Raw genomic sequence first — 22,199 nt, forward strand, 5'->3', positions numbered from 1 at the left:
TAAAAAAGCTAACAGTCATGTTGGCTTTTTTTATGATAAGAATAATTAAAAAAATAAAAGGAGAGAGTTAAGTGAATATCCGTTTAGCACAATGGGAAGATACCGAGACCATATGTTATTTACTTAAACAAATGGGATATTCACAGCCTTTAAAAGTAGTTCAGGAACAATTTCAAATACTAAGTAAAGATCCTAATGCGATTACGTTGGTTGCAGCTGACGATTTAAAAGTGTATGGAGTTTTATCGCTTTATTTTATTCCACAAATTGCCTTACAAGGTGACTTTGCCAAAATATGCTATCTGTGTGTTGACGAGAAAATGCGTAGTAAAGGAGTGGGGCATTTGCTTGTACAAGAAGCAGAACGGATAGCGAAGCAACATGGTTGTGACCGAATGGAACTTCATTCGGGGATACAAAGACCTTTGGCACATCAATTTTACCTAAGAGAAGGCTATGTCGAAGCGCCAAAGTACTTTCGTAAAGCTTTAAATTAATGAGTCGTAGTTAGAAAAAGTTGAGGGTCTACCCGTGCATTGTTAAGGCTCATTCCCCAATGTAAATGGGGGCCTGTGACACGTCCTGTTTTACCGACTAGACCTAAAGTTTCCCCTTGACGAATATGTTGGCCTTTTTCTACTTTTATCTCGCTTAAATGACAAAACATACTAATTAAGCCTTGACCGTGATCGATTAATACAGTTTGCCCATTAAAAAAATAATGACCTGTTTGAACGACTACGCCGTCTGCTGGAGCAACTACTTTTTGGCCTATTGGTGCTGGAATGTCTAGACCTGAGTGTGGAGCACGTTCTTCACCATTAAAAAAGCGTTTTCTTCCAAAAGAATTGGTAAATTTACCAGAAGTTGGGCGTATAAATTTTGGTAAGGCTTGCCACGAACTTTGCGTAAATGAACTATAAACATCATTTTGTTCTTTAGCTTCTTGAGCGTAACGATCTAATTGACTTTGATTGGGATTTACATAGTCTTGATTGGTAACTTTAAGGCGTTGCTCAGCATACGGATAAGATTTAACTTCTATTTGAATAGGGGCTTTATTGGTTTCGAGTTGAACACTACCAAGTGGAGTAGATAACGGAATACCGAAAACAGCATAACGCTGCTGTCCTTCTTGGCTAATTAAAACTGGTTTGTGTTGAAAAGTGACCTGAGTAATATCCGAAGTCAAAGGAATAACTGCAATACCACCGGGTCTTCTTGAGTCTTGGGGTAACTCCGCCATTGCTAGAGTCGAGCTAAAAAGACAAGTTGTTAATATAATATGTTTTAAGCGCATTTTTAATTTCAAAAACAGGATGGAATTGGAAAGATAAATTAATTCTTAATTTGAGAATTCTCAATGAAGTCTTTGTGAAGACCATAAAATAGATGAGAGTAAATATAAATATTCAAGTTATTTAATAAAATGTAGCCGAAGTGTACTTGAAATATATACAAAACAAACCCATATTATAATCGAGTTTTACTCGCAGTATTTTTTATAACTTAATGAAAAATATATAAAAATTTATTTGAAATCCGAAAAAGTGTTCCCATCTATTACACAAGTACGAATTTGTTGTGAGGAATAACAAGAATGCGATTTGAAAAATTTACGAACCGCTTGCAGCAAGCCCTCTCAGATGCTCAATCCTTAGCGATGGGTAAAGACCATACAGCTATAGCAGGTATTCATATTTTGAGTACTTTATTGGAAGAGCCGTCCAATATTAGTTTGTTGCAACAAGCAGGTGCACGGTTACCTGAACTTAAACAAAAGCTAGAGCAGGCTTTAAAAGATGCTCCGACTATTGCTAACCCGACGGGCGATGTCAATTTAAACCCAGAAGCAGTTAAAGCACTCAACTTGGCAGATCGATACGCGCAAAAAGCTGGCGATGAATTTTTGTCAACTGACTGGGTTTTATTGGGCTTGGCAGAAACTGGTGAAACAAAAAATATTTTAAGTGCCGTAGGTGTAACTCCCGACAGCTTACGCAAAGTAATTGAAAATATTCGAGGTAGTGACAAAGTCATGAGTAATAATCACGAAGACCAACGTGACTCACTTAATAAATATACGATTGATTTAACCGAGCGGGCTTTATCGGGGAAACTTGATCCGGTGATTGGACGTGATGATGAGATCCGCCGTACCATTCAGGTCTTGTCACGCCGTACTAAAAATAACCCAGTACTCATTGGTGAACCTGGGGTAGGTAAAACCGCTATCGTTGAAGGTTTGGCACAACGTATTGTTAATGGTGAAGTACCAGAAGGCTTAAAGAATAAACGTGTTTTATCGTTAGATTTAGGTTCATTGCTTGCAGGTGCTAAGTATCGTGGTGAGTTTGAAGAACGTTTAAAAGCTGTTTTAAAAGATTTGGCGAAACACGAAGGCGAAATCATCTTATTCATTGACGAGTTACATACACTCGTTGGTGCTGGTAAAGGTGACGGTGCGATGGATGCAGGTAATATGTTAAAACCTGCGTTGGCTCGTGGTGAGTTGCGCTGTGTGGGTGCAACAACCTTAGATGAATATCGCCAATACATTGAAAAAGATGCAGCCTTGGAGCGTCGTTTCCAAAAAGTGCTGGTCGATGAACCAAGTGTAGAAGATACTATTGCGATTTTACGTGGTCTGAAAGAAAAGTATGCGACTCACCATGGCGTACAGATTTTAGACTCAGCGATTATTGCTGCGGCGAAAATGTCTCACCGTTATATTACAGACCGTCAATTACCGGACAAGGCGATTGACCTGATTGATGAGGCAGCTTCTCGTATTAAGATGGAAATCGATTCTAAGCCAGAAGCACTTGATAAACTTGATCGCCGTTTAATCCAGTTGAAAATGCAATTGGAAGCGGTGAAAAAAGATGAAGACGCAGGCAGTAAGGCCGAAGTTACTCATCTTGAAAAACAGATTGCTGAAGTCGAGAAAGAATACAACGATCTGGAAGAAGTGTGGAAAGCTGAGAAAACACTGGTAGAAGGCACTAAACAAGCTCAGGTTGAACTTGATAAAGCACGTATTGCTTTTGAAAAAGCTCAGCGCGAAGGCGATTTGGCAGAAGCAGCACGTTTGCAATATGGTGTAATTCCGGAGTTGCAAAAACAACTTGAACAAGATGAAGTTGCTGAAGAAAACGAAGAGCCAAAACTCATTCGTACAAAAGTAACTGAAAATGAAATTGCCGAAGTCGTTAGTGCTGCAACAGGTATTCCGGTTGCTAAAATGATGCAAGGCGAGCGTGAAAAACTTCTTCATATGGAAGAGTTTTTACATGACCGTGTTGTTGGGCAAGATGAAGCAGTTGTTGCGGTATCGAATGCAGTTCGTCGTTCACGCGCAGGTTTATCTGACCCGAATCGTCCTAGCGGATCATTCTTATTCTTAGGTCCAACAGGTGTAGGTAAAACTGAGTTAACTAAAGCTTTAGCTAACTTCTTGTTTGACAGTGATGATGCCATGATTCGTATCGATATGAGTGAATTCATGGAGAAACATTCTGTCAGCCGTTTAGTTGGTGCGCCTCCGGGTTACGTAGGTTACGAAGAGGGCGGTGTTTTAACCGAAGCTGTTCGCCGTAAACCATATAGCGTAGTGTTGTTTGATGAGGTTGAAAAAGCGCATCCAGATGTCTTCAATATCTTGCTACAAGTGTTAGACGATGGACGCTTAACCGACTCACAAGGTCGTGTAGTGGACTTTAAAAACACGGTTATTGTGATGACATCGAACTTGGGTTCACAAGATGTACGTGAACTTGGTGAAGGTGCAACTGATGATGAAGTGCGTACTATTGTAATGAATGCGGTAAGTCAGCATTTCCGTCCAGAATTTATTAACCGGATTGATGAGTTGGTGATTTTCCATTCACTCAAAAAAGCACAGATTCGTGGCATTGCCGATATTCAGTTGGACCGCTTACGCTCACGACTTGTTGATCGTGATATGAGTTTAACTGTAGATGACAGTGCATTTGACTTATTGATTGACGCTGGTTTTGACCCTGTATACGGAGCGCGTCCATTGAAACGTGCAATTCAACAACAGGTTGAAAATACACTAGCTCAAAAAATCTTGTCAGGTGACTTTGTTGCGGGTGATACCATTTTAGTTAAAGGCGAAAATGGTCACTTAGTGTTTGATAAGCTGAAACTCAGCTAAGTTTTTTCTGCTAAAACCGAAAAGAGAATATGGAAACATATTCTCTTTTTTTATATTTAACTTTTATGCTGATTTGAAGATATAAGCGCAATAATTGAGTCTGCTACTTTCTGTGTGAGAGTTTTAAGTTTTTGTTCGGCATGACCTGATAAAAAATAATGGTAATGATAAATACGTCCTAGATAAGAAATACAGATAAAGAAAGTACCTACAGGTTTTTCCGTGGTTTCACTTCCGCCAGGTTTTAATAAACCTGTGCAGCTCACAACAATGTCAGCTTGTTGAAATAGGGTTTGACCAAGCCTGCACATTTCTTCAGTTACTTGTGGCGATTCTGCTGTGTAGGTTTCAATTAACTTTGGATCAACTTTTAAAACACTGATTTTAATACTGGGGTCATAACTGACTAATCCACCCAGTAAAATATCAGCACCACTATTTTTATGAATCGAAAACTGACTGGTTAAGTAACCTGAACTGGCACTTTCAATAAATGCGACTTTAAGTAAACGGTCTTCTAATAACTGACAGCATTGCTGAAGCATTATTCCACCTCGTATGGTGTTTATTTATGAATAAATCTAACTACAAATAAATTATAAAATCACGTTAAGTGATCTAAGGATCTGGTTCAAGTCTAAGATAAAAATCTATAAAACTATTTGAATATTCACAAAAAGCCTGTGAAGAATTTCAGGTTTTAAAATGATCAATGCTAATTATCGGGAAGTTTCTTTATAACATTGCGACAAGGTTAAAAACTTGTTAGTTTGATTCGATATAACAAACAATAACAATTTTAGGATGAACATGATGAACAATAAGCAAGGGTGTGTGCTGGGAATTTTAAGTTGTATAGCGGTATTACCGATGAATCTATGGGCTGCACAGCCTATGAATGAAAGTGCGCTTGCAACTCAAACAGGAGCAGTAACGGCAGCTCTACCCGTAATTATTGCGAAAGCTCAAGATGATGCGAAGAAGCCAGAAATAGAGCAACGTCAAGTTCGGCAAACACTAGGGGATAATTATTTACAACAGGTTCGATGGAATTCACTGCGTACAAGTGTGTTATCACCTTATCAAGAACAAAAGCAAAATCAGGTCATTGATGGAAAAGAGAAGAAAAAATTAGAAATGGTTGCTCTGCCAGAAAGAGCTGATCGATTTACACGTTATGATTTTGAGTCAAAGAATGTACATGGTGAAGTTATCATTACTGTGAAGTAATGATAACTTCCTTTTTCAAATTCAGATTAATTTAACCCAGGATGCTGAATTTTCCATGCACGGTGGATTTTTTGATTACGTTTAAAATCGGGTCCAATCGTTTCAGAAGTAATTTCTTCAACGTCATATAAAGCCTCGATCTCTTCATCCATCTCAAAACCACGATAGTTATTTGAGAAGTAAAGTGTACCTTCACTTGTTAAGCGGTTCATTGCACGTTTAATCAAAGAGACGTGATCGCGCTGCACATCAAAAGTACCGTGGAACTTTTTAGAGTTAGAGAATGTTGGCGGGTCAATAAAAATAAGATCATATTGTTCATGACCTTCTTTTAACCATTCAAAACAGTCACTTGCAAAGAACATATGCTGTTCGTCTGCATGATCTACCGTTAAACCGTTTAAAACGAAGTTTTCTTTTGACCAGCTCAAGTAAGTATTAGATAAATCTACACTGGTTGTACTTGCAGCGCCGCCTAAAGCCGCGTGTAAGCTGGCTGTCGAGGTATAACTATAAAGATTTAAGAAGTGCTTACCACGTGCTTCTTGAGCAATACGTAAACGCATTTGACGGTGGTCAAGGAACAAACCAGTATCAAGGTAGTCAGTCAGGTTCACTAAAATTTTAGCTTTACCTTCTTGCACGATGAAACGTTTATTGGCTGTACTTTGTTTGGTGTACTGATTAGTACCAGTTTGACGCGCACGTGTTTTAATAAAGATTGCATCACGATTTAATCCTGTCACCGCACGAATAGCAGCAAGCGCTAAGTTAAAACGTTTTTTTGCTTTTTCAGGATCAATCTTTTTAGGTGGTGCATATTCCTGAACATGTAAACGGTCGCCGTATAAGTCTACAGCAAGGTTAAAGTCAGGGAGGTCTGCATCGTATAAACGTAAGCAATAGATATTTTCTTTGGTTGCCCATTTTTTCAAGGCAGTCATGTTCTTTTGCAAACGGTTAGCAAAGTCTTGAGCTTCTTCCATTTCAACAGGTTGAGCTTGCCAGTTTGCCAAGAATGGTTGAGTGACTTTTTCAGGTTTAACTGTACCGAAACGAACATAAATCGGTAATTTACCATTCATTAAGCGTAATGTTTCTGGTGCTTCAAATGCTAAAACATCGGCTTGTTCAATTTGTGCGGCAATAATTGCTGCATATTGATTTGGGAAGTTCTTTTGTAAGAGGGCAGATAAGCCTAAGTAAAGAGAACGGTTAGAAGCTTTGTCACCTAAGCGCTCACCATATGGAGGGTTGGTAACGATAAAAGCAGTTTTATTTTCAGCACCGAAATCTGGCCAGTCTGCTAAAGTGCGCTCTTCAATTTGAATATCGCCTAGTAGCTTTTCAAAACCTGCTGCAATAATGTTTTCGCGTGTTGCTTTTACAGCTTCCCAGTCAGCATCGTATGCATAAAACTTAGGTAACGGTTGTTCAAGTGCTTTTTCATGACGCTCTGCTGCTTCCGCTTTGAGTGAAAGCCAAAGTTCACGGTCATGACCATGCCAGCCATTAAAACCAAAACGACGTACAAGACCCGGCGCACGATCAGTTAAAATCATTAACGCTTCAATAATAAATGTGCCTGAACCACACATTGGGTCAAGTACGATTTCCGGGTTACGTTCCTGAAGCTTGGCTTTTTGCAAAATTGCCGCTGCGAGGTTTTCTTTAATTGGTGCATCTGTCATGAAACGACGGTAGCCGCGTTTATGTAATGAATCACCAGATAAATCTAGGCAATATGTATGCTCGGTTTTGCCCGCAAGCACATATAATGTAATTTCCGGTTGTTTGGTATCAATACTTGGGCGGCGACCTACAGCTTCCATAAAGGAATCAACAACGCCGTCTTTTACACGAAGGGTTGCAAACTGCGTATTTACCTTAATTTCACGCTCTGCATGTAAGCGAATTGCAAAGGTACTTTGTGGTGCAAAAATAAGAGACCAATCAAAACTAATTGCACCTTCATAAAGCTCTTCTGCTACATCACGCGCATCGTGGGTACGTTCAAGTTCATAAGTATGAATTGGAAGTAAAACACGTGAAGCAAGACGTGACCACATGCAAATACGGTAAGCATGTTCAAGCGTTCCTTCAATGATTAAACGTCCTGCTTTACGTTCTGTCACTTTGGTGCCAAGCTGTTCTATTTCTTCTTGTAAGAGGGTTTCTAAACCATCAGCACAAGTAATCCAATAGTGGTTTAAACGTAAAGAGGTATTCATAAACTCGATTGACCAAAACATATAAATATTAACGATGCAAAGTTTAACGTATTTTGTTGTCTAAAAGTTTTTAAATTATTGCAACCTATCACTTGGCAACCAATAAATTGATTTTTAAAGCTTAAAATATAAAAACTGGTATGTATTTTGCTAATTTTTTCGAAATAAAACTTATTTAATTAATCATTATTGATGGTTTTTAACCAATTTCATGATTTGAATACATAGGGGAATATAAATGAAAGATATGATGGGGAATGGTTTTATAGCGAATGCAGAAGCTTTCACACTAGCTACTCAAATTTATGTGCGTATGCGTAGAGTAACGGGACGGGTGATAGATGCAATGTATGTTGTTCAAAATAAAGACTATGCGAAATATGTAATTGCACTGGCACTAGAAGCAGAAGATGACGAATTAAAACGCTGTGTTGAACGATTAATGGTATTGACTGATTCAATACCAGAGCAGTCTCAAAAAGAAATGACAGTGAGTATTCAAACTAGTGAAGAATCAGAAATCACAGCCGAAGACATTTATCGGGCACAAGTTCCACATCATTATATTGGTGCTTTAAGGTAATCTGAGCACGGCTCTAAATTTTCTGGTCAATTTAGGGCCTTATTCTGTAAAGTTCTTCTGCGAAAAGAACGGAATTCAGCTACACTATGCACGTTTTCGCGATTCGACCCATAGGAATCCATTATGCATATTGCAGCGTTGCATCAACCGAGCCAGGTTCAGCTCAATCAAGACGGAAATTTAAAACATTTTTTAACGATTGAGGGCCTTTCAAAAGAAAACCTCACTAAGATTTTAGATACCGCGCAAAGCTTTTTAGATGATAATAATAATTTAATTAACCGCCCGCTTTTAGAAGGTCGGACGGTTATGAATCTCTTCTTTGAAAACTCCACCCGTACTCGTACTACTTTTGAAGCAGCAGCAAAACGTTTGTCTGCCAATGTATTGAACATTGATATTGCACGTTCAAGCACGTCAAAAGGTGAGACTTTACGAGATACGCTTTGGAACCTCGAAGCAATGGCTGCCGATATTTTTGTTGTACGTCATTCATCTTCAGGTGCTGCACATTTCATTGCTAAAGATGTATGTCCGAAAGTCGCAATTATTAATGCCGGAGATGGACGTCATGCCCATCCAACGCAAGCGATGCTCGATATGCTCACTATTCGCCGTGAGACGAAAAAACCATTTGAAGACTTGAGTGTTGCCATTATTGGTGACATTAAACACTCTCGCGTTGCGCGTTCAGATGTAGCTGCACTTCAAACACTCGGATGTAAAGATATCCGTGTGATTGCGCCGAACACCTTATTACCGGTTGGTTTTTCAGAATATGGCGACCATGTTCGTTTGTTCAATAACATGGATGAAGGCATTACCGGTTGTGATGTGATTATTGCTTTACGTATTCAAAATGAACGTATCGATTCACCAGCATTATCTTCACAATCTGAATTTTACAGAATGTACGGTTTAAACAAAGAGCGCCTTAGCTTGGCTAAACCGGACTGTATTGTTATGCATCCGGGACCAATGAACCGTGGTGTAGAAATTGATTCGAGTATTGCTGATGGCGAACAGTCAGTGATTTTAAAACAGGTCACTAACGGTATTGCAGTTCGTATGGCTGTGCTAGCGTTGTCTATGCAAGGGCAACTCCAAGAACAAGGTTTAATTGAAGCGATTGCGTTGTAAGGAATGGATCACATGAGTATTGTAAAAATTGAAAATGTACGTGTGTTAGACCCAATCCAAAAAACAGACAGCGTACAAACTGTATATCTTCAAGATGGTAAGCTCATTGCCCCAGTCGATCAGGTTGAACAAACTATTGATGGTCAGGGTAAATGGTTAATGCCAACTATGGTTGATTTGTGTGCACGTTTGCGTGAACCAGGTCAGCAGCAGCATGGAACGTTGAAATCAGAAGGTAAAGCTGCACGTGCTAATGGTATTTTGCACGTCATTACGCCGCCAGACTCAAAGCCGATTGTACAAGACAACGGTGCGCTCATTCACGGCTTAATTGAAAAAGCTTGGCATGATGGTGGTATTCACATGCATATCATCGGTGCCCAGACTCAAGGTCTAAATGGTAAGCAACCAGCAAATATGGCAGGCCTTAAAAAGGGTGGCTGTACTGCTGTTTCAAATGCGAATGCTGCTTTTGAAAATGACGATGTTGTTGTTCGTACATTAGAGTACGCCGCGGGTCTTGGTTTAACCGTCGTTTTCTATGCTGAAGAGCCACAACTTGCTAAAGATGGTTGTGCTCATGAAGGCTTTATTGCATCACGTCAAGGTTTACCAATGATTCCTGCAATTGCAGAAACCGTAGCGATTGCAAAATATCTGCTTATGATTGAAGCGACAGGTGTCAAAGCTCACTTTGGTTTGTTGTCTTGTGGCGCTTCGGTCGAATTAATTCGTGCTGCAAAAGCAAAAGGTTTACCGGTTACTGCCGATGTAGCAATGCATCAGTTACATTTAACTGAGCAACTAATTGATGGCTTCAATTCACTTGCACATGTTCGTCCACCATTACGTTCTGAGCAAGATAAAGAGCTTTTACGCCAAGGTTTAAAACAAGGTGTAATTGATGCAATCTGTACCCACCATGAGCCTTTAAGCAGTTCAGCTAAAATGGCTCCATTTGCAGAGACCCAACCGGGTATTACTGCATTTGATACTTATGTGGCTTTGGGTATTCAGCTCATTAATGAAGGTTTATTTGAACCTTTAGAATGGGTAACTAAAGTGACAAGTGCTCCTGCACAGGTAGCAAATATGACAGCACGTTGGCAAGCTGAAGCAGGGTGGGTGTTGGTAGATCCTGAGTTAAGCTGGACTGTAAGTAAAGACACTATTTTATCTCAAGGGAAAAACACCCCTTTACTGGGTCAAAAGCTTACAGGTAAAGTCTTACAGACTTTTGCTGTTTAATTTTAAGCAGCAAAATGCCGATATAAAATATAAACAGGTAGATCATAAAGATCTACCTGTTTTGTAAATACTAGATGGAAAATTGTATATAAATTATTTAAAAAACAACAAAAGATTTCGAGCGCATTAGAATAAAAAACTATCAGCAAAGAGAAGTATTTGAATAATCAAAAAGTTGCTGGTTACGACGTATAAGATTCGGGAGAATAACCAATGTCGATAAACCCTATAGAACTGCTTAAAGAAAAAGTATCTTCAACAATATTAAATAATCAGGATGGATACCTCGGCGAAAAAACAAACGCTTTATCTAAGTTTTATCCAATTCTACTTTCATTATTAGCTGCTAAACCTGATCTTATAGGACAATTGAAAAACAGTTTGGCTCCGTCATTATCCGATCTTTTTTCTCATAATGAGCAAATTAAGAATACTGTGCTTACCCATTTAAGCGGTACAGCACCAAATAATGAAATCGAAAATACCCTCAATAGCGCATTAAAACCGAGCCTTAATGCAATTTCTGACGTTGCCGGAAATGATCAACAAAGTATTGTGAACTATTTACGTCAGCATGCTGAAACGATCCGTTCATATTTACCAGGATGGGCCGTGGGCTTATTAGCTCCATTAGGTATTGGAGCTGGTTTATCTTCTGTAACATCATCGACAGCACCGCCACTTGCAGCAGCAACAGAGACTACGGGCAAATCTCGTGGTTTTTTACCCATTATTGCGCTCATTATTCTCGGGTTATTAATTGCTTGGTTGTGGCGCTCTTGCCAGCATAAAGAAGCTACACCTGCACCAGAAACTAAAGCTGCAAGCGGTGTAGAGGCCGCGGCTGCTCCAGCTACTTTAACTTTAAGCACCGATGATAAAGGTGCTGTGAGCCAGTGTCAGGCTGGAATTGGCGATCAAGGTTTCTTGGCGACTTTACAAACTCAAGTTAAACAAGTCTTTTCAGCTACTAAAGATTGTGATGTTGATACAAGTCAAACTTATGCGGCTGCTTTTACCGATAAGGATGCTTTGGCAGGTGTGTTGGGTGCATTAAAAGGTATTCCAAACGCTTCTTTAGAATGGGTGGGTGACAAGATTACATTGAAAGCAGGTGATGCTGCAGCGTTAGAAGCGTTAACTGCTAAAGTAAAAGCACTTGTTCCACATACTGAAGTTGTTGCCGCAGCGCCAGAAACAGCTGAACAGTCTGTAAGCAACAGTTTAAGTGCTTCACAAACAGCCTTAACTGCAATTGACCCGAACAATGTAGATGTAAACGCACTAGTTAAAGCACTTAATTTACAAATTATTAACTTTGCGAGTGGCTCAAGTGACATTCCTGCAGATAACAAAGCTATTCTTGATCAAGCAGCAACCCTTTTAAATAAAGTGTCTGGTGTTAAATTAGATGTAGGTGGTCACACCGACTCAACAGGGAATGCCGCTGCTAATAAAGCGCTTTCTCAACGACGTGCTCAAGCAGTAGTAGATTATTTAGTTTCTAAAGGAGTGGATGCTTCTAAACTGGTTGCTAAAGGCCATGGTTCAGAACAGCCAGTTGCAGACAATACGACCGAAGAAGGACGCTTTAAAAACCGTCGTATTGAGTTTTCAGTAGCTCAATAAAAAACAGATTTTATTGAATTCTAATTTGAAAAAAGCTTCTCATTTTGAGAAGCTTTTTTTATAGAAATAAATATTGTTAGGTTGGCATGAAAATTAGTTTGTTAGGGAGTGGGCGTGTTGCCTTCCATTTGGCAAAGGCACTTTTGGCTAAGGGACATAACATCGTACAAGTCTATGCACGTGATTTTGAGAAAACCAAGAAGTTTGCAGAGCAAATTCAAGCGAAAGCATGTCAGTCTCTTCAAGAGTTTCAACCAAGCGATTTAATTATTCTAGCTGTTTCAGACAGTGCTATTACTGAACTTGCAATGCAGGTACACGAGTTATTTCCCGAAACGCTTATGGTTCATACTTCGGGGAGTACAGACATTCAAGTCATCAGTCAGGTACATGAAAAAGCAGGGGTGTTTTATCCTTTGCAAACGTTCAGTCTTGAAAGAGACGTTGATTGGCAAGCCACACCATTATTTGTAGAGGCGACCAATAAAGACGATTTAGTCATACTTTCTGATTTAGCAAATAGCCTAAGTAAGCGAGTATATCAATACACCTCCAAACAACGTTTAACTTTGCATTTGGCAGCCGTGTTTGCCTGTAATTTTAGTAATTATTGTTTTGATATAGCAAAGCAAGTCGTAGACGCGGAACAGGTCGACTTTGGCTTGCTTTATCCATTAATTCTGGAAACAGCAAAGAAAGCTACTGAAAATGATCCAAAGCAAATGCAAACAGGACCTGCAATGCGAGGAGATCAGAATATCTTGGCAATGCATCAAAGCTTATTAGCCCAAGCAAATCGAGATGATTTAAAAAAGGTTTATCAACTTTTAAGTGATGGCATCGTAAAGCGCCATCACTCATCTTAATTTTAAGAGGTTAAGGTTGACCGTTATTGCCCCATTTTAAAAAGCCTTTACGCTGATTTAAACGTTCAAAATATTGGTCGACATGTTTAAGCGTTGGATGGTCAAAAGGAGTTGCTTTCCAGCGTTGTACAGACAGCCCAATTGGTATATCGGCTAGGGTAAACTCAGTACCTGCAACATAGGCTTGAGTTTTTTCAAGTTGTTGATCGAGAATCTGCATTTGTTTATTCCACTGATCAATACCTTGTTGTAACAAATTCGGGTCTTGATGAAGGGCTGAATGTCGAATGAGCGACATAAATGCATAAGTCCAGCTGTTATTCAGTTCTATAGCTTGCCAATCAATCCACTGGTCAATAATAGCTTTTTGCTTAGCTTGAGTTGGGTAGAGTATATGGTCTTTATCATAAGCATTTGCTAGATAACGTATAATGCTATTCGACTGCCAAAGGACTAAGTCGCCATCTAAAATCACTGGAATTTGACCATTAGGATTTAATTGCAAAAATTCAGGAGATTGAGCGGAGCGGAAGCCTATACCCCAATCTTCTCTCTCATATGTAAGATTTAATTCGTCACATAGCCATAAGACTTTGCGAACATTAATAGAATTATCACGCCCTAAGATTTTTAACATGTGTTGTCCTTAGTATTTTTTAGTATGGCAAGTACCTTTTCTATAAATAACGAGATTGAGTTGAATTGGCAATCTTTAATTAGTCAGAAAAATGGACAAGATAAGTTATAGGTTTATTTAATTTTTAATATTGAAATGAAAAGGGCCTAGTTTGTTACTAAGCCCTGTTTCTTACTTAATCTTCTTAAAGATAAAGTCATTAATCTTATGACCTGACTCAATGCCACGGCGTTCAAACTTAGTTACTGGGCGCCATTCTGGTCTAGGATAGCTGTTGCCTTTACCCGCCAAGTTTTCAAGGTTTGGACGGTTGTCTAAAACATCTAACATCCACTCAGCATACGGTTCCCAGTCTGTTGCAGCGTGGAATGTGCCACCAAGCTCAAGTTTTTGTTCAACCAATTGCATACGTTCATGAATAACGAAGCGGCGTTTGAAATGACGTTTCTTTTGCCAAGGGTCCGGGAAGTAAAGTTGTACGCAGTTGATACTGTTGTCAGGCATTTCACGTAGTACTTGAATTGCGTCAGCATCGAGTACACGTAAATTTTTAAGCTCTGCCATACCTGCTTCATAGACACATTGAGCAATGCCTGGTACATGGACTTCAATACCCACATAGTTGCGTTCAGGGTTCGCTTTAGCCATAAGCACTAAAGAACGGCCCATACCGAAACCGATTTCAACTGTTAAAGGGCGCTCCGGATGCTCAAAGTGCTGACGTAAGTCACCCACGGGATATTCCAAAATTAAATCGCGATGTTGTTCTAAAGCCGTGCGTTGAGACGTATTGAGTGGGGCTGAACGACGCATAAACGTCACAATTTCACGGTGTTCAGGCAAATTGTCCAATTCTGCAATTTGCGTTTGTAACTGATCGATCGACATAACCTTGGCAATATTGAAATTCAAATGCGGTATTTTAAGTCTTCATGTGGTCAAGTCAAATGTTTCGGTGTTTTTCTTCATGTAGATGTCATGATCAATATTTAAGCTAAGAGGCTAATTAAAACTCACATGAACATTTTTACTCATGAAAACTTTTCAATTAAAAACACTTTCGGTTTTTTTAAGTGCATTAGGTGCATTTTCATATAGTTCTGTTGCTCAGGCACAGCTCATGTTTAGCCAGTATGTTGATGGTAGCAGTAATAAAAAAGGGTTAGAAATTTATAACCCGGATGGTACTACTGTTAACTTGGCTGATTATGAAATTCAACAATTTAATAATGGTGGAACTGCGAAAACAGCTACCTTCCGTTTACAAGGTACGCTTGCAAGTAAACAAAAATTTTTGGTGGGGCGTTCAGAATTACAGACAGAACTTGGCAATAAAGTAAATCAAGTGGCTGCATTGTCTTTTAATGGGGATGATGCAGTTGTGCTTGTTTATAAAGGCACGCCTGTAGATCGTTTTGGCCGTATTGGGGAGCGACCTGAGGCAGGATGGGGAACTGCTGTTTCAAGCTTGGGAAATAGCTTTAAACGTATTGAAACTGAAAATCCAGCTTTGAGTATTGATCCGACAGCTGCATTTGATTTGGACCATTCATGGACAGCATGGGCAAACCGAAATGATTTTACAAATCTATCAGGTACTACTACTCAGCCTCCTATTGAAATGGTCAGCTGTTCAAGCTCAGATACACCAATTGCCGATTTAGCAACATCAGCACAAAACCAGACTTATACCGTGCGTGGGGTAATTACTGCCGACTATCGTTATGCAAATGGTTTCTCAGGTTTTTATGTTCAAACACCTGATACGAAAGCACGTGCAAATGTGAGCAATGCTATTTTTGTTTATATTCCGAATAGTAGTGCGGTGAAAGGTGGGCAAATTGGTGATGAGGTTATTTTACGTGGCCGTTTAACCAGCTATCAAAATCAGCTACAGATTGACCAATTACAACAAGATATTCAAACCTGTAATAGCAATATGGCAAATCAGGTTCAGCCCATTAGCCTTGAACTACCATTTTCAAGTTTAACAGGCGGTTCAACCCATTCTCCGCAGCGTTATCAAGGCATGTTGGTGAAATTGCCTCAGACTTTAACGGTGAGTGAGAATTATAATTATGGTCGTTATGGTGAACTATCTTTAAGTTTAGGTCGCTTATATATTCCAACCAATTTATATCCAGCGCTAACTCCTGAAGCTAAAGCTCTAGCTCAGAAAAATTTATTATCTAAAATTATTTTTGATGATGGTTATAACAATCAAAACCGTACACCATGGTTACCTACAAATTTTAGTGCTGCCAATACATTGCGTTCAGGCTATCAGCTTAAAAATGTCGAAGGGATTTTAGAATATCGTTTTAACGGTTGGCGCGTACAACCAGTGCTTGGACGTACGCAACCAGAAGTTATTGCTCAAACCAACTCTCGTCAAAATGTTATTGCGAAAAATGCCAATCATATTCGTGTAGCTTCATTTAACGTCTTGAACTATGACAATGGTGCAACAGGTTTCCCAACAGAGCGTGGCGCAAACACACAAGCAGAGTTTGATAAACAGCACCGTAAAATTGTGAGTGCATTAAAAGCGATTGATGCTGACGTATACGGTTTAATGGAAATTGCCAACAATGGCTATGGCCCAAACAGCGCGATTGCTCATTTAACGAGTGCACTAGGTCCAGACTGGAAATATGTTATTCCTGAAAATCTGGATCGTTTAGGTAGCGATGTTATTGCTGTTGCGATTATTTATAACAGCAAGCGTGTGAAGCCTTTAAATAAAGCTGTTGTGCTTGATTTAGGTGATAAAAACAGAACGACCTTAGCTCAAACGTTCCAAGCTGTCCGTGGTAATAAAACATTTACCGTTATTCCAAACCATTTGAAATCAAAAGGGTGTAGTGGAGTAGATGCTAACTCTTCTGATGCCGATCAAAATGATGGTCAGGGATGCTGGAATCCAACCCGTGTAAAAGCAGTTGATCAAATTGTGCAGTGGCTAGCAAAAAATCCGACGCAAGTGCCTAAGCAAAATGCTTTACTCGTTGGAGACATGAATAGTTATGCAAAAGAGGCACCGATTTTGGCATTTGAAAAAGCCAATTATAAAGTCTTACTCAATGACGCTAAAGTTGGGCAAGGCGCTCAGGCGTACAGTTATGTTTTTGGTGTGGCAAGTGATGCAAATGGTAATGGTGGAGCGGGTAATTTGGATCATGCTATTGCTGATGCAGATTTATATCCAAAAGTAGTTCGTACTTTTGCTTGGCATATTAATGCTGACGAGCCGACGGTTCTAGATTACAACGAAGAATATAAAACTGATGAGCAAAAAGCTTTGTTCTATGGTGAAGATGCCTATCGTTCTTCAGACCATGATCCTGTGATTGTCGATCTAGATTTAAATGGCAAAGACTCGAATCAGCCAAATGATAACCAGAAAAGTCCAATTTTCGATTTCTTATCTCAATTAATGGAATGGATTAGCCAGCTTTTTAAACGTAGTTGACGATAAAAATGCGTGATGTGAATGTGTTTTATCATATTTTAAACAATCGTCACGCAAGACAACTTGCAAGGAAAAACTTTTTCAAGAATATTAGGTAGTGTAAGTAATTTATAAATTTACGCTTTTTTACAATTAAGGAATTGTACAAACCTTGCAGGTTTTTTAGAACCAATTTAAAACGTTAATGTGAGATAACAAGGATCAGATATGAAATTATATTATTCGCCAGGCGCATGTTCTTTAGCTGCACATATTATTTTAAATGAAATTAATGTTGATTTTGATTTAGAACGAGTAAATTTAAAAACACATAAAACAGAAAAAGGTGCAGATTATTATGAAATTAACCCAAAGGGATATGTACCAGCTTTAGAAATTAATCCGGGTTTAATTTTAACTGAAAACGTAGCGATTTTACCTTTCCTTGCTCAGCACGACCCTAAACAAGATTTGATTCCTCCTTCGGGCTTAGGCCGTGCGAAAGTATTGGAATGGTTGGGCTATTTAAATTCTGAATTGCATGATGCATACGCGGTATTTTTTGGGGCGCCGTTAACAACCGATGAAAAGACCAAAGCTTATGCTGAAATCGACCGTCTTTTAAAATATATCGATAATTATTTGGCTGAGTCGGATTATGACTATTTGGTAAATGATAATTTTGGTCCAGCAGATGCGTATTTATTTGTTTTAACAAATTGGTCAAACTCAATTGAGCATGATTTAACGCCATATAAACATATTATTGCCTTACGTAATAAAGTTGCAGAACGTCAGTCAGTACAAATTGCAATGCGTGATGAAGGTTTAATTTCATAAGCAATTTTCAAAAGTATTAAAAAAGCCCCTAAGAAATAGGGGCTTTTTTAATGCTAAAGCGAATTAGTGTTGAGCATCTTTTTTCACATCAGCAGCTGCATTTTCAACAGCTTGAGCTGTATCAGCAGTCGCTTTACGTGCAGTAGCTTCTGTTTCAGCTGCAGCTTTAGCAGTCGCATCAGCAGCGTGGTCAGCAGCAGCATCAATTTTAGCTGAAGCGTTGTCTGTTGCAGTTGCAATATCGCTCGCAGCTTGATCACCAGCAGATTTGATATCTGCTGTTGCTTGTTGAGCAGCATTTTCTAAGTGTTCACCTGTAGTAGCACCAGTTTCTGGAGCTTTATCTTTATTACAACCAACAAGGGCAACAGTCGCAGCAAGACCTAAAGCAACAAGTAATTTATTCATTGTGTTTTTCCTTCTAATTCATGGCATCCAAAATTATGGATGTCTAAAATATAAACATAAAGTAACTGATTAATAAAGATCAAAAATTGTTAAAAAGTTGTAACTCTCGTATTAAAAAAGCCTAGCATTTTGTAATGCTAGGCTTGAACCAAATGATAGTGATTTGACCAGTTTTATTGCCCAGAACGGATGATGTAATCAAACGCAGAGAGTGATGCTTTAGCGCCTTCACCTGTAGCAATAATGATTTGCTTGTAAGGTACAGTGGTACAGTCACCTGCAGCAAATACACCTTTTACANNACCGTCGCCTAACACTTCTGTACTTAATGCATTCATAATCACAGTGGTGTTTGGCAAGCTGTTTAACTTGTTTTGCAAGACTTGGTCAGCACGAAGTTTAGTGTCAAACTCAACTAAAGTTACATGCTCAACAATCCCAGCAAGGTCAATCGCCGCTTCAACACCTGAGTTACCGCCACCAATCACGGCAACACGTTTGCCTTTGAACAATGGACCATCACAGTGTGGACAGTACGCTACACCACGGGTACGGTATTCAGCTTCACCCGGTACATTCATTTCTCTCCAACGTGCACCTGTTGAAAGGATCACAGTTTTCGATTCAAGTTTTGCACCGTTTTCAAGTTCAACTTCAACCAAGCCATTTGCTGTTTGGTCTGCACCAGTGATTTTGCTGACACGTTGCAGGTTCATAATATCCACATCGTATTCACGAACATGTGCTTCCATCTCGGCAGCAAACTTAGGACCTTGAGTCTTTTGCACAGAAGTGAAGTTTTCAATGTCCATGGTATCCATGACCTGACCACCGAAGCGTTCAGCCACGATACCTGTGTTAATGCCTTTACGTGCCGCATAGATTGCAGCTGTTGCACCCGCAGGTCCACCACCAATCACCAATACATCAAACGCATCTTTGGCATTGAGTGCTGCTGCGTCTTTTTCAGCTGAATTGGTATCAAGTTTTGCCACAATCTCTTCAAGGGTCATACGACCTTGACCAATGTGTTCATTGTCCTGGAATACCATCGGTACAGCCATGATTTTGCGTTGTTCCACTTCGTCTTGGAAGAATGCACCATCAATCATGGTTGCCGTGGTGTTCGGGTTATAAATGGCAATCAGGTTAAGCGCCTGTACCACGTCCGGACAGTTATGACAGCTTAATGATACAAAGACATCAAAGTTAGCTTTGAGGTTTAAACCTTTAATCTGATTTAAAACTTCATCTGACACTTTAGGTGCATAGCCAGACACTTGTAACAGAGCCAAGATCAAAGACGTAAACTCATGGCCCATTGGTAAGCCTGCAAAGAACACACGAGGCTGTTCACCTGCTTTAGCCACACCAAAGCTTGGACGACGTGTATTATTACCGTCAAAACGGGCTGTTACCTTGTCAGAAAGCTCAGCGATTTCAGTTACTAATTCTTTAATTTGAGCAGCTTTGTCTGATTCATCTAAAGCAGCAACTAATTCGATTGGACTTTCTAAACGTTCTAGGTAAGCTTTTAATTGAGTTTTAATGTTTTGATCTAACATCTGTTTTTTACTCCAATGCATCCAAATTCTTTCAATAGATGCATAGTACGTTAAAACAATGAATAGGTAAAACAGTATGTTTTTATGAATTTAATCGTTTTTTTGAATGTTGGTTTGCAACAACGCGTAAGTTAAGAAAGTGCAAAAGAGCATTTTAATTTCATTTTTAGTTTTGCAGTATTTTAAAGTGAAAGTGTTTGAAAATTTATATATGTTATATGGCTGTAAAGATTTTATGTCATAACATTAAAAGGTACTTTCATGTCATTGCAACGCGGCATTTATCAGCATTATAAAGGTAATCTCTATCAAGTTTTTTCTGTAGCAAAACACAGTGAAACTGAAGAGGAATTGGTCGTTTATCAATGTTTATATGGTGATTATTCAACTTGGGTTCGACCACTTGATATGTTTACTGAAACCGTGCAAATGAGTGATGGTAGCGTCGTACCGCGTTTTAAATTAATACAAAGTACTTAAATAAAACGGCTGTCATATAAAGAAGGAGTAAAATAGATGCCAAATACTATTTTCTTACAAAGAGTTGCTGATTTATATGACACCTTTAAACAGCATGACTCACAGCAATCCGATCGTTTACAACGGTATCGTAATATAGAAGTAGAATCTGCTCAGCTAATTTCCCAGCTTATTCGTATGCAGCAAGCCAAGTCTATTTTGGAAATTGGCACTTCAACAGGCTATTCAACTTTGTGGCTTGCCGAAGCTGCCCAAGCGACTGGTGGGCAAGTCATTACAGTTGAAATTGATGCAAAGCGAAGTGCAGAGGCAAAACGTCATGTAGCTGAGTTAGAGCTCAGTGAGATTGTTCAATTTTGGGTAGGAGATGCAGCCGATTACTTAAAAGCAGCTCAGGAAAAATTTGATTTTATTTTGTTAGATGCTGAACGCGATGCATATGAAAATTATTGGCCAGATTTAAAACGTCTAATGAAGCCTAAAGGTGGGGTTTTAGTTGTCGATAATGTGATATCTCATGCGGCAGAAGTAAATCGATTTATAGCTTTAATTAAAAAAGATCCGGATTATATGAGCAGCATTTTGCCTGTCGGCGCAGGTTTGTGTTTAGTGGTCACAAAATAGTTATGCTGAAATAATTTTTCATATTCCAGTGGGGGCCTGTTTTGAACAGGCCTTTTTTATAATTTTATGAGGCAATCACCAAAGAGAGTCGAGTAAAGTGCAAATTAAATTCTAAGTATTTGTGTACAAAGGCGGCTTTATCGGTTGAACGTAATAAGTTGTCATAAACAAACTCAGGAACAGGATGATAAAGATCTCCTGAGCCATCGCTATAAAAAATTTTTAAATGACGCGATGTCGCATTGTATTTCCATGAAGTGACGACCGCTGTATTCGCCATAAATGCACCCCTTTATTTCATATCAAACGTACTCAAAAATTAACCAGTTGTTTATTTGACATTACTCAATGTTTAGGTAACGGGGAAGGGCAGAATTGTAAAAGTATCAGTAGAAAATGTGATGTGCTTATTCAAAACAAAAGAACCATCCGATACAGGATGGTTCTTTAGGTTTTTAAAATCTAAGAGAGATTAGATTTTACCAACTAGGTCGATAGATGGAGCAAGAGTTGCTTCGCCTTCTTTCCATTTAGCTGGGCAAACTTCACCTGGGTGAGAGTGTACGTATTGAGCAGCTTTTACTTTACGAAGAAGTTCAGATGCGTCACGACCGATACCGCCAGCGTTGATTTCAACGATTTGGATTTTACCTTCTGGATCGATAACGAAAGTACCACGGTCAGCTAAACCTTCAGACTCGATTAAAACGTCAAAGTTTTTAGAAAGAGTCCAAGTTGGATCGCCGATTAATGGGTATTGGATTTTCTTGATCGCGTCTGAAGTGTCGTGCCAAGCTTTGTGAGTGAAGTGAGTGTCAGTAGAAACACCGTAGATTTCCACGCCTAATTTTTGGAATTCAGCGTAGTTATCAGCTAAGTCTTCAAGCTCAGTAGGACATACGAAAGTGAAGTCAGCAGGATAGAAGAATACAACAGACCACTTACCTTTAAGGTTAGTTTCGTTCACTTCGATGAATTGGCCGTTGTGGTAAGCAGTTGCTTGGAAAGGTTTAACTTCAGTATTAATCAAGCTCATCATTGTCTCCATGATTGAGGTTTATATTTAAACTTGTTTACGAGATGTAGA

21 protein-coding genes are annotated in these 22,199 nt (G+C 39.1%); 12 read left to right on the forward strand and 9 right to left on the reverse strand.

Annotated elements, in window-relative coordinates; translation table 11 throughout:
* Nucleotides 1–71: 71 nt before the first annotated feature.
* Nucleotides 72–497: a GNAT family N-acetyltransferase gene (locus RFX69_RS08195; RefSeq protein ID WP_271056407.1), complete on the forward strand. Its 426-nt coding sequence runs from the start codon at nucleotides 72–74 to the stop codon at nucleotides 495–497.
* On the opposite strand, the gene RFX69_RS08200 is transcribed toward RFX69_RS08195, so the two are convergent.
* Complete coding sequence (locus tag RFX69_RS08200; protein WP_031997594.1) at nucleotides 494–1,300, reverse strand: peptidoglycan DD-metalloendopeptidase family protein; 807 nt, start codon at nucleotides 1,298–1,300, stop codon at nucleotides 494–496. The genes RFX69_RS08195 and RFX69_RS08200 overlap by 4 nt on opposite strands.
* A gap of 300 nt (nucleotides 1,301–1,600) precedes the next feature.
* On the opposite strand from RFX69_RS08200, the gene clpB reads away from it, so the two are divergent.
* Nucleotides 1,601–4,180: an ATP-dependent chaperone ClpB gene (gene clpB / locus RFX69_RS08205; RefSeq protein WP_001210050.1), complete on the forward strand. Its 2,580-nt coding sequence runs from the start codon at nucleotides 1,601–1,603 to the stop codon at nucleotides 4,178–4,180.
* A 56-nt stretch (nucleotides 4,181–4,236) separates the two neighbouring features.
* Here the strand turns inward: clpB and RFX69_RS08210 are convergent, their stop codons facing one another.
* Nucleotides 4,237–4,725 (reverse strand): CinA family protein, encoded by a 489-nt coding sequence (locus RFX69_RS08210; RefSeq protein WP_000941316.1) that lies wholly within the window; start codon nucleotides 4,723–4,725, stop codon nucleotides 4,237–4,239.
* A 268-nt stretch (nucleotides 4,726–4,993) separates the two neighbouring features.
* On the opposite strand from RFX69_RS08210, the gene RFX69_RS08215 reads away from it, so the two are divergent.
* The gene (locus RFX69_RS08215) at nucleotides 4,994–5,410 is read left to right on the forward strand and encodes a hypothetical protein (RefSeq protein WP_001060737.1); all 417 of its coding nucleotides are present in this window, start codon (nucleotides 4,994–4,996) and stop codon (nucleotides 5,408–5,410) included.
* 26 nt (nucleotides 5,411–5,436) lie between these two features.
* Here RFX69_RS08215 and rlmKL read toward each other — a convergent pair whose 3' ends face one another.
* On the reverse strand, nucleotides 5,437–7,641 hold the full coding sequence (rlmKL, locus tag RFX69_RS08220) for a bifunctional 23S rRNA (guanine(2069)-N(7))-methyltransferase RlmK/23S rRNA (guanine(2445)-N(2))-methyltransferase RlmL (protein ID WP_001098022.1): 2,205 nt from the start codon (nucleotides 7,639–7,641) through the stop codon (nucleotides 5,437–5,439).
* Nucleotides 7,642–7,879: 238 nt separating this feature from the next.
* On the opposite strand from rlmKL, the gene RFX69_RS08225 reads away from it, so the two are divergent.
* The 5 genes from RFX69_RS08225 (at nucleotide 7,880) to RFX69_RS08245 (ending at nucleotide 13,107) form a co-directional block, all read left to right on the forward strand.
* Nucleotides 7,880–8,224, forward strand: coding sequence for a hypothetical protein (locus RFX69_RS08225; RefSeq protein WP_000654265.1), 345 nt, complete (start codon nucleotides 7,880–7,882; stop codon nucleotides 8,222–8,224).
* A 123-nt stretch (nucleotides 8,225–8,347) separates the two neighbouring features.
* On the forward strand, nucleotides 8,348–9,364 hold the full coding sequence (locus RFX69_RS08230) for an aspartate carbamoyltransferase catalytic subunit (protein ID WP_000546639.1): 1,017 nt from the start codon (nucleotides 8,348–8,350) through the stop codon (nucleotides 9,362–9,364).
* 12 nt (nucleotides 9,365–9,376) lie between these two features.
* Entirely contained in the window at nucleotides 9,377–10,612 is a 1,236-nt protein-coding gene (locus RFX69_RS08235) for a dihydroorotase (RefSeq protein ID WP_000029356.1), read from the forward strand.
* Nucleotides 10,613–10,825: 213 nt separating this feature from the next.
* Nucleotides 10,826–12,241, forward strand: coding sequence for an OmpA family protein (locus RFX69_RS08240; RefSeq protein WP_000026485.1), 1,416 nt, complete (start codon nucleotides 10,826–10,828; stop codon nucleotides 12,239–12,241).
* A gap of 86 nt (nucleotides 12,242–12,327) precedes the next feature.
* Entirely contained in the window at nucleotides 12,328–13,107 is a 780-nt protein-coding gene (locus RFX69_RS08245; RefSeq protein ID WP_218657318.1) for a Rossmann-like and DUF2520 domain-containing protein, read from the forward strand.
* Between the two features lie 10 nt (nucleotides 13,108–13,117).
* Here the strand turns inward: RFX69_RS08245 and RFX69_RS08250 are convergent, their stop codons facing one another.
* Both RFX69_RS08250 and trmB read right to left on the reverse strand, forming a co-directional pair.
* Entirely contained in the window at nucleotides 13,118–13,744 is a 627-nt protein-coding gene (locus RFX69_RS08250; protein ID WP_280033244.1) for a glutathione S-transferase family protein, read from the reverse strand.
* 171 nt (nucleotides 13,745–13,915) lie between these two features.
* Nucleotides 13,916–14,632 (reverse strand): tRNA (guanosine(46)-N7)-methyltransferase TrmB, encoded by a 717-nt coding sequence (trmB, locus tag RFX69_RS08255; RefSeq protein ID WP_005124402.1) that lies wholly within the window; start codon nucleotides 14,630–14,632, stop codon nucleotides 13,916–13,918.
* Nucleotides 14,633–14,777: 145 nt separating this feature from the next.
* Between trmB and RFX69_RS08260 the strand changes: the two genes are divergently transcribed.
* Complete coding sequence (locus tag RFX69_RS08260; RefSeq protein ID WP_289332831.1) at nucleotides 14,778–17,216, forward strand: ExeM/NucH family extracellular endonuclease; 2,439 nt, start codon at nucleotides 14,778–14,780, stop codon at nucleotides 17,214–17,216.
* Nucleotides 17,217–17,423: 207 nt separating this feature from the next.
* Nucleotides 17,424–18,035 carry a glutathione binding-like protein gene (locus RFX69_RS08265; protein WP_000781340.1) on the forward strand — a complete coding sequence of 204 codons (612 nt, stop codon included), beginning with the start codon at nucleotides 17,424–17,426 and terminating at the stop codon, nucleotides 18,033–18,035.
* Nucleotides 18,036–18,098: 63 nt separating this feature from the next.
* Here RFX69_RS08265 and RFX69_RS08270 read toward each other — a convergent pair whose 3' ends face one another.
* Nucleotides 18,099–18,443 carry a hypothetical protein gene (locus RFX69_RS08270; RefSeq protein ID WP_001037895.1) on the reverse strand — a complete coding sequence of 115 codons (345 nt, stop codon included), beginning with the start codon at nucleotides 18,441–18,443 and terminating at the stop codon, nucleotides 18,099–18,101.
* 173 nt (nucleotides 18,444–18,616) lie between these two features.
* Entirely contained in the window at nucleotides 18,617–20,008 is a 1,392-nt protein-coding gene (gene ahpF, locus RFX69_RS08275) for an alkyl hydroperoxide reductase subunit F (RefSeq protein ID WP_309169177.1), read from the reverse strand.
* 261 nt (nucleotides 20,009–20,269) lie between these two features.
* On the opposite strand from ahpF, the gene RFX69_RS08280 reads away from it, so the two are divergent.
* Both RFX69_RS08280 and RFX69_RS08285 read left to right on the forward strand, forming a co-directional pair.
* Nucleotides 20,270–20,488: a DUF1653 domain-containing protein gene (locus RFX69_RS08280; protein WP_000058246.1), complete on the forward strand. Its 219-nt coding sequence runs from the start codon at nucleotides 20,270–20,272 to the stop codon at nucleotides 20,486–20,488.
* Between the two features lie 36 nt (nucleotides 20,489–20,524).
* Nucleotides 20,525–21,112: an O-methyltransferase gene (locus RFX69_RS08285; protein ID WP_001133993.1), complete on the forward strand. Its 588-nt coding sequence runs from the start codon at nucleotides 20,525–20,527 to the stop codon at nucleotides 21,110–21,112.
* A gap of 64 nt (nucleotides 21,113–21,176) precedes the next feature.
* Here the strand turns inward: RFX69_RS08285 and RFX69_RS08290 are convergent, their stop codons facing one another.
* Nucleotides 21,177–21,392 (reverse strand): KTSC domain-containing protein, encoded by a 216-nt coding sequence (locus tag RFX69_RS08290; RefSeq protein ID WP_000024050.1) that lies wholly within the window; start codon nucleotides 21,390–21,392, stop codon nucleotides 21,177–21,179.
* Nucleotides 21,393–21,584: 192 nt separating this feature from the next.
* Nucleotides 21,585–22,148 (reverse strand): alkyl hydroperoxide reductase subunit C, encoded by a 564-nt coding sequence (gene ahpC / locus RFX69_RS08295; RefSeq protein ID WP_000052794.1) that lies wholly within the window; start codon nucleotides 22,146–22,148, stop codon nucleotides 21,585–21,587.
* Nucleotides 22,149–22,199: the final 51 nt, after the last annotated feature.

The organism is Acinetobacter sp. 148 (assembly GCF_031196675.1).
GTDB classification, from domain to species: Bacteria; Pseudomonadota; Gammaproteobacteria; order Pseudomonadales; family Moraxellaceae; genus Acinetobacter; species Acinetobacter baumannii.

Coding starts and splice junctions, on each gene's coding strand:
- RFX69_RS08270 (WP_001037895.1), bottom strand. CDS start 18,443: ATGAATAAATTACTTGTTGCTTTAGGTCTTGCTGCGACTGTTGCCCTT.
- RFX69_RS08280 (WP_000058246.1), top strand. CDS start 20,270: ATGTCATTGCAACGCGGCATTTATCAGCATTATAAAGGTAATCTCTAT.
- RFX69_RS08250 (WP_280033244.1), bottom strand. CDS start 13,744: ATGTTAAAAATCTTAGGGCGTGATAATTCTATTAATGTTCGCAAAGTC.
- clpB (WP_001210050.1), top strand. CDS start 1,601: ATGCGATTTGAAAAATTTACGAACCGCTTGCAGCAAGCCCTCTCAGAT.
- trmB (WP_005124402.1), bottom strand. CDS start 14,632: ATGTCGATCGATCAGTTACAAACGCAAATTGCAGAATTGGACAATTTG.
- rlmKL (WP_001098022.1), bottom strand. CDS start 7,641: ATGAATACCTCTTTACGTTTAAACCACTATTGGATTACTTGTGCTGAT.
- RFX69_RS08210 (WP_000941316.1), bottom strand. CDS start 4,725: ATGCTTCAGCAATGCTGTCAGTTATTAGAAGACCGTTTACTTAAAGTC.
- RFX69_RS08260 (WP_289332831.1), top strand. CDS start 14,778: ATGAAAACTTTTCAATTAAAAACACTTTCGGTTTTTTTAAGTGCATTA.
- RFX69_RS08200 (WP_031997594.1), bottom strand. CDS start 1,300: ATGCGCTTAAAACATATTATATTAACAACTTGTCTTTTTAGCTCGACT.
- RFX69_RS08230 (WP_000546639.1), top strand. CDS start 8,348: ATGCATATTGCAGCGTTGCATCAACCGAGCCAGGTTCAGCTCAATCAA.
- RFX69_RS08265 (WP_000781340.1), top strand. CDS start 17,424: ATGAAATTATATTATTCGCCAGGCGCATGTTCTTTAGCTGCACATATT.
- RFX69_RS08290 (WP_000024050.1), bottom strand. CDS start 21,392: ATGGCGAATACAGCGGTCGTCACTTCATGGAAATACAATGCGACATCG.
- RFX69_RS08215 (WP_001060737.1), top strand. CDS start 4,994: ATGAACAATAAGCAAGGGTGTGTGCTGGGAATTTTAAGTTGTATAGCG.
- RFX69_RS08285 (WP_001133993.1), top strand. CDS start 20,525: ATGCCAAATACTATTTTCTTACAAAGAGTTGCTGATTTATATGACACC.
- RFX69_RS08245 (WP_218657318.1), top strand. CDS start 12,328: ATGAAAATTAGTTTGTTAGGGAGTGGGCGTGTTGCCTTCCATTTGGCA.
- RFX69_RS08240 (WP_000026485.1), top strand. CDS start 10,826: ATGTCGATAAACCCTATAGAACTGCTTAAAGAAAAAGTATCTTCAACA.
- ahpC (WP_000052794.1), bottom strand. CDS start 22,148: ATGAGCTTGATTAATACTGAAGTTAAACCTTTCCAAGCAACTGCTTAC.
- RFX69_RS08225 (WP_000654265.1), top strand. CDS start 7,880: ATGAAAGATATGATGGGGAATGGTTTTATAGCGAATGCAGAAGCTTTC.
- RFX69_RS08235 (WP_000029356.1), top strand. CDS start 9,377: ATGAGTATTGTAAAAATTGAAAATGTACGTGTGTTAGACCCAATCCAA.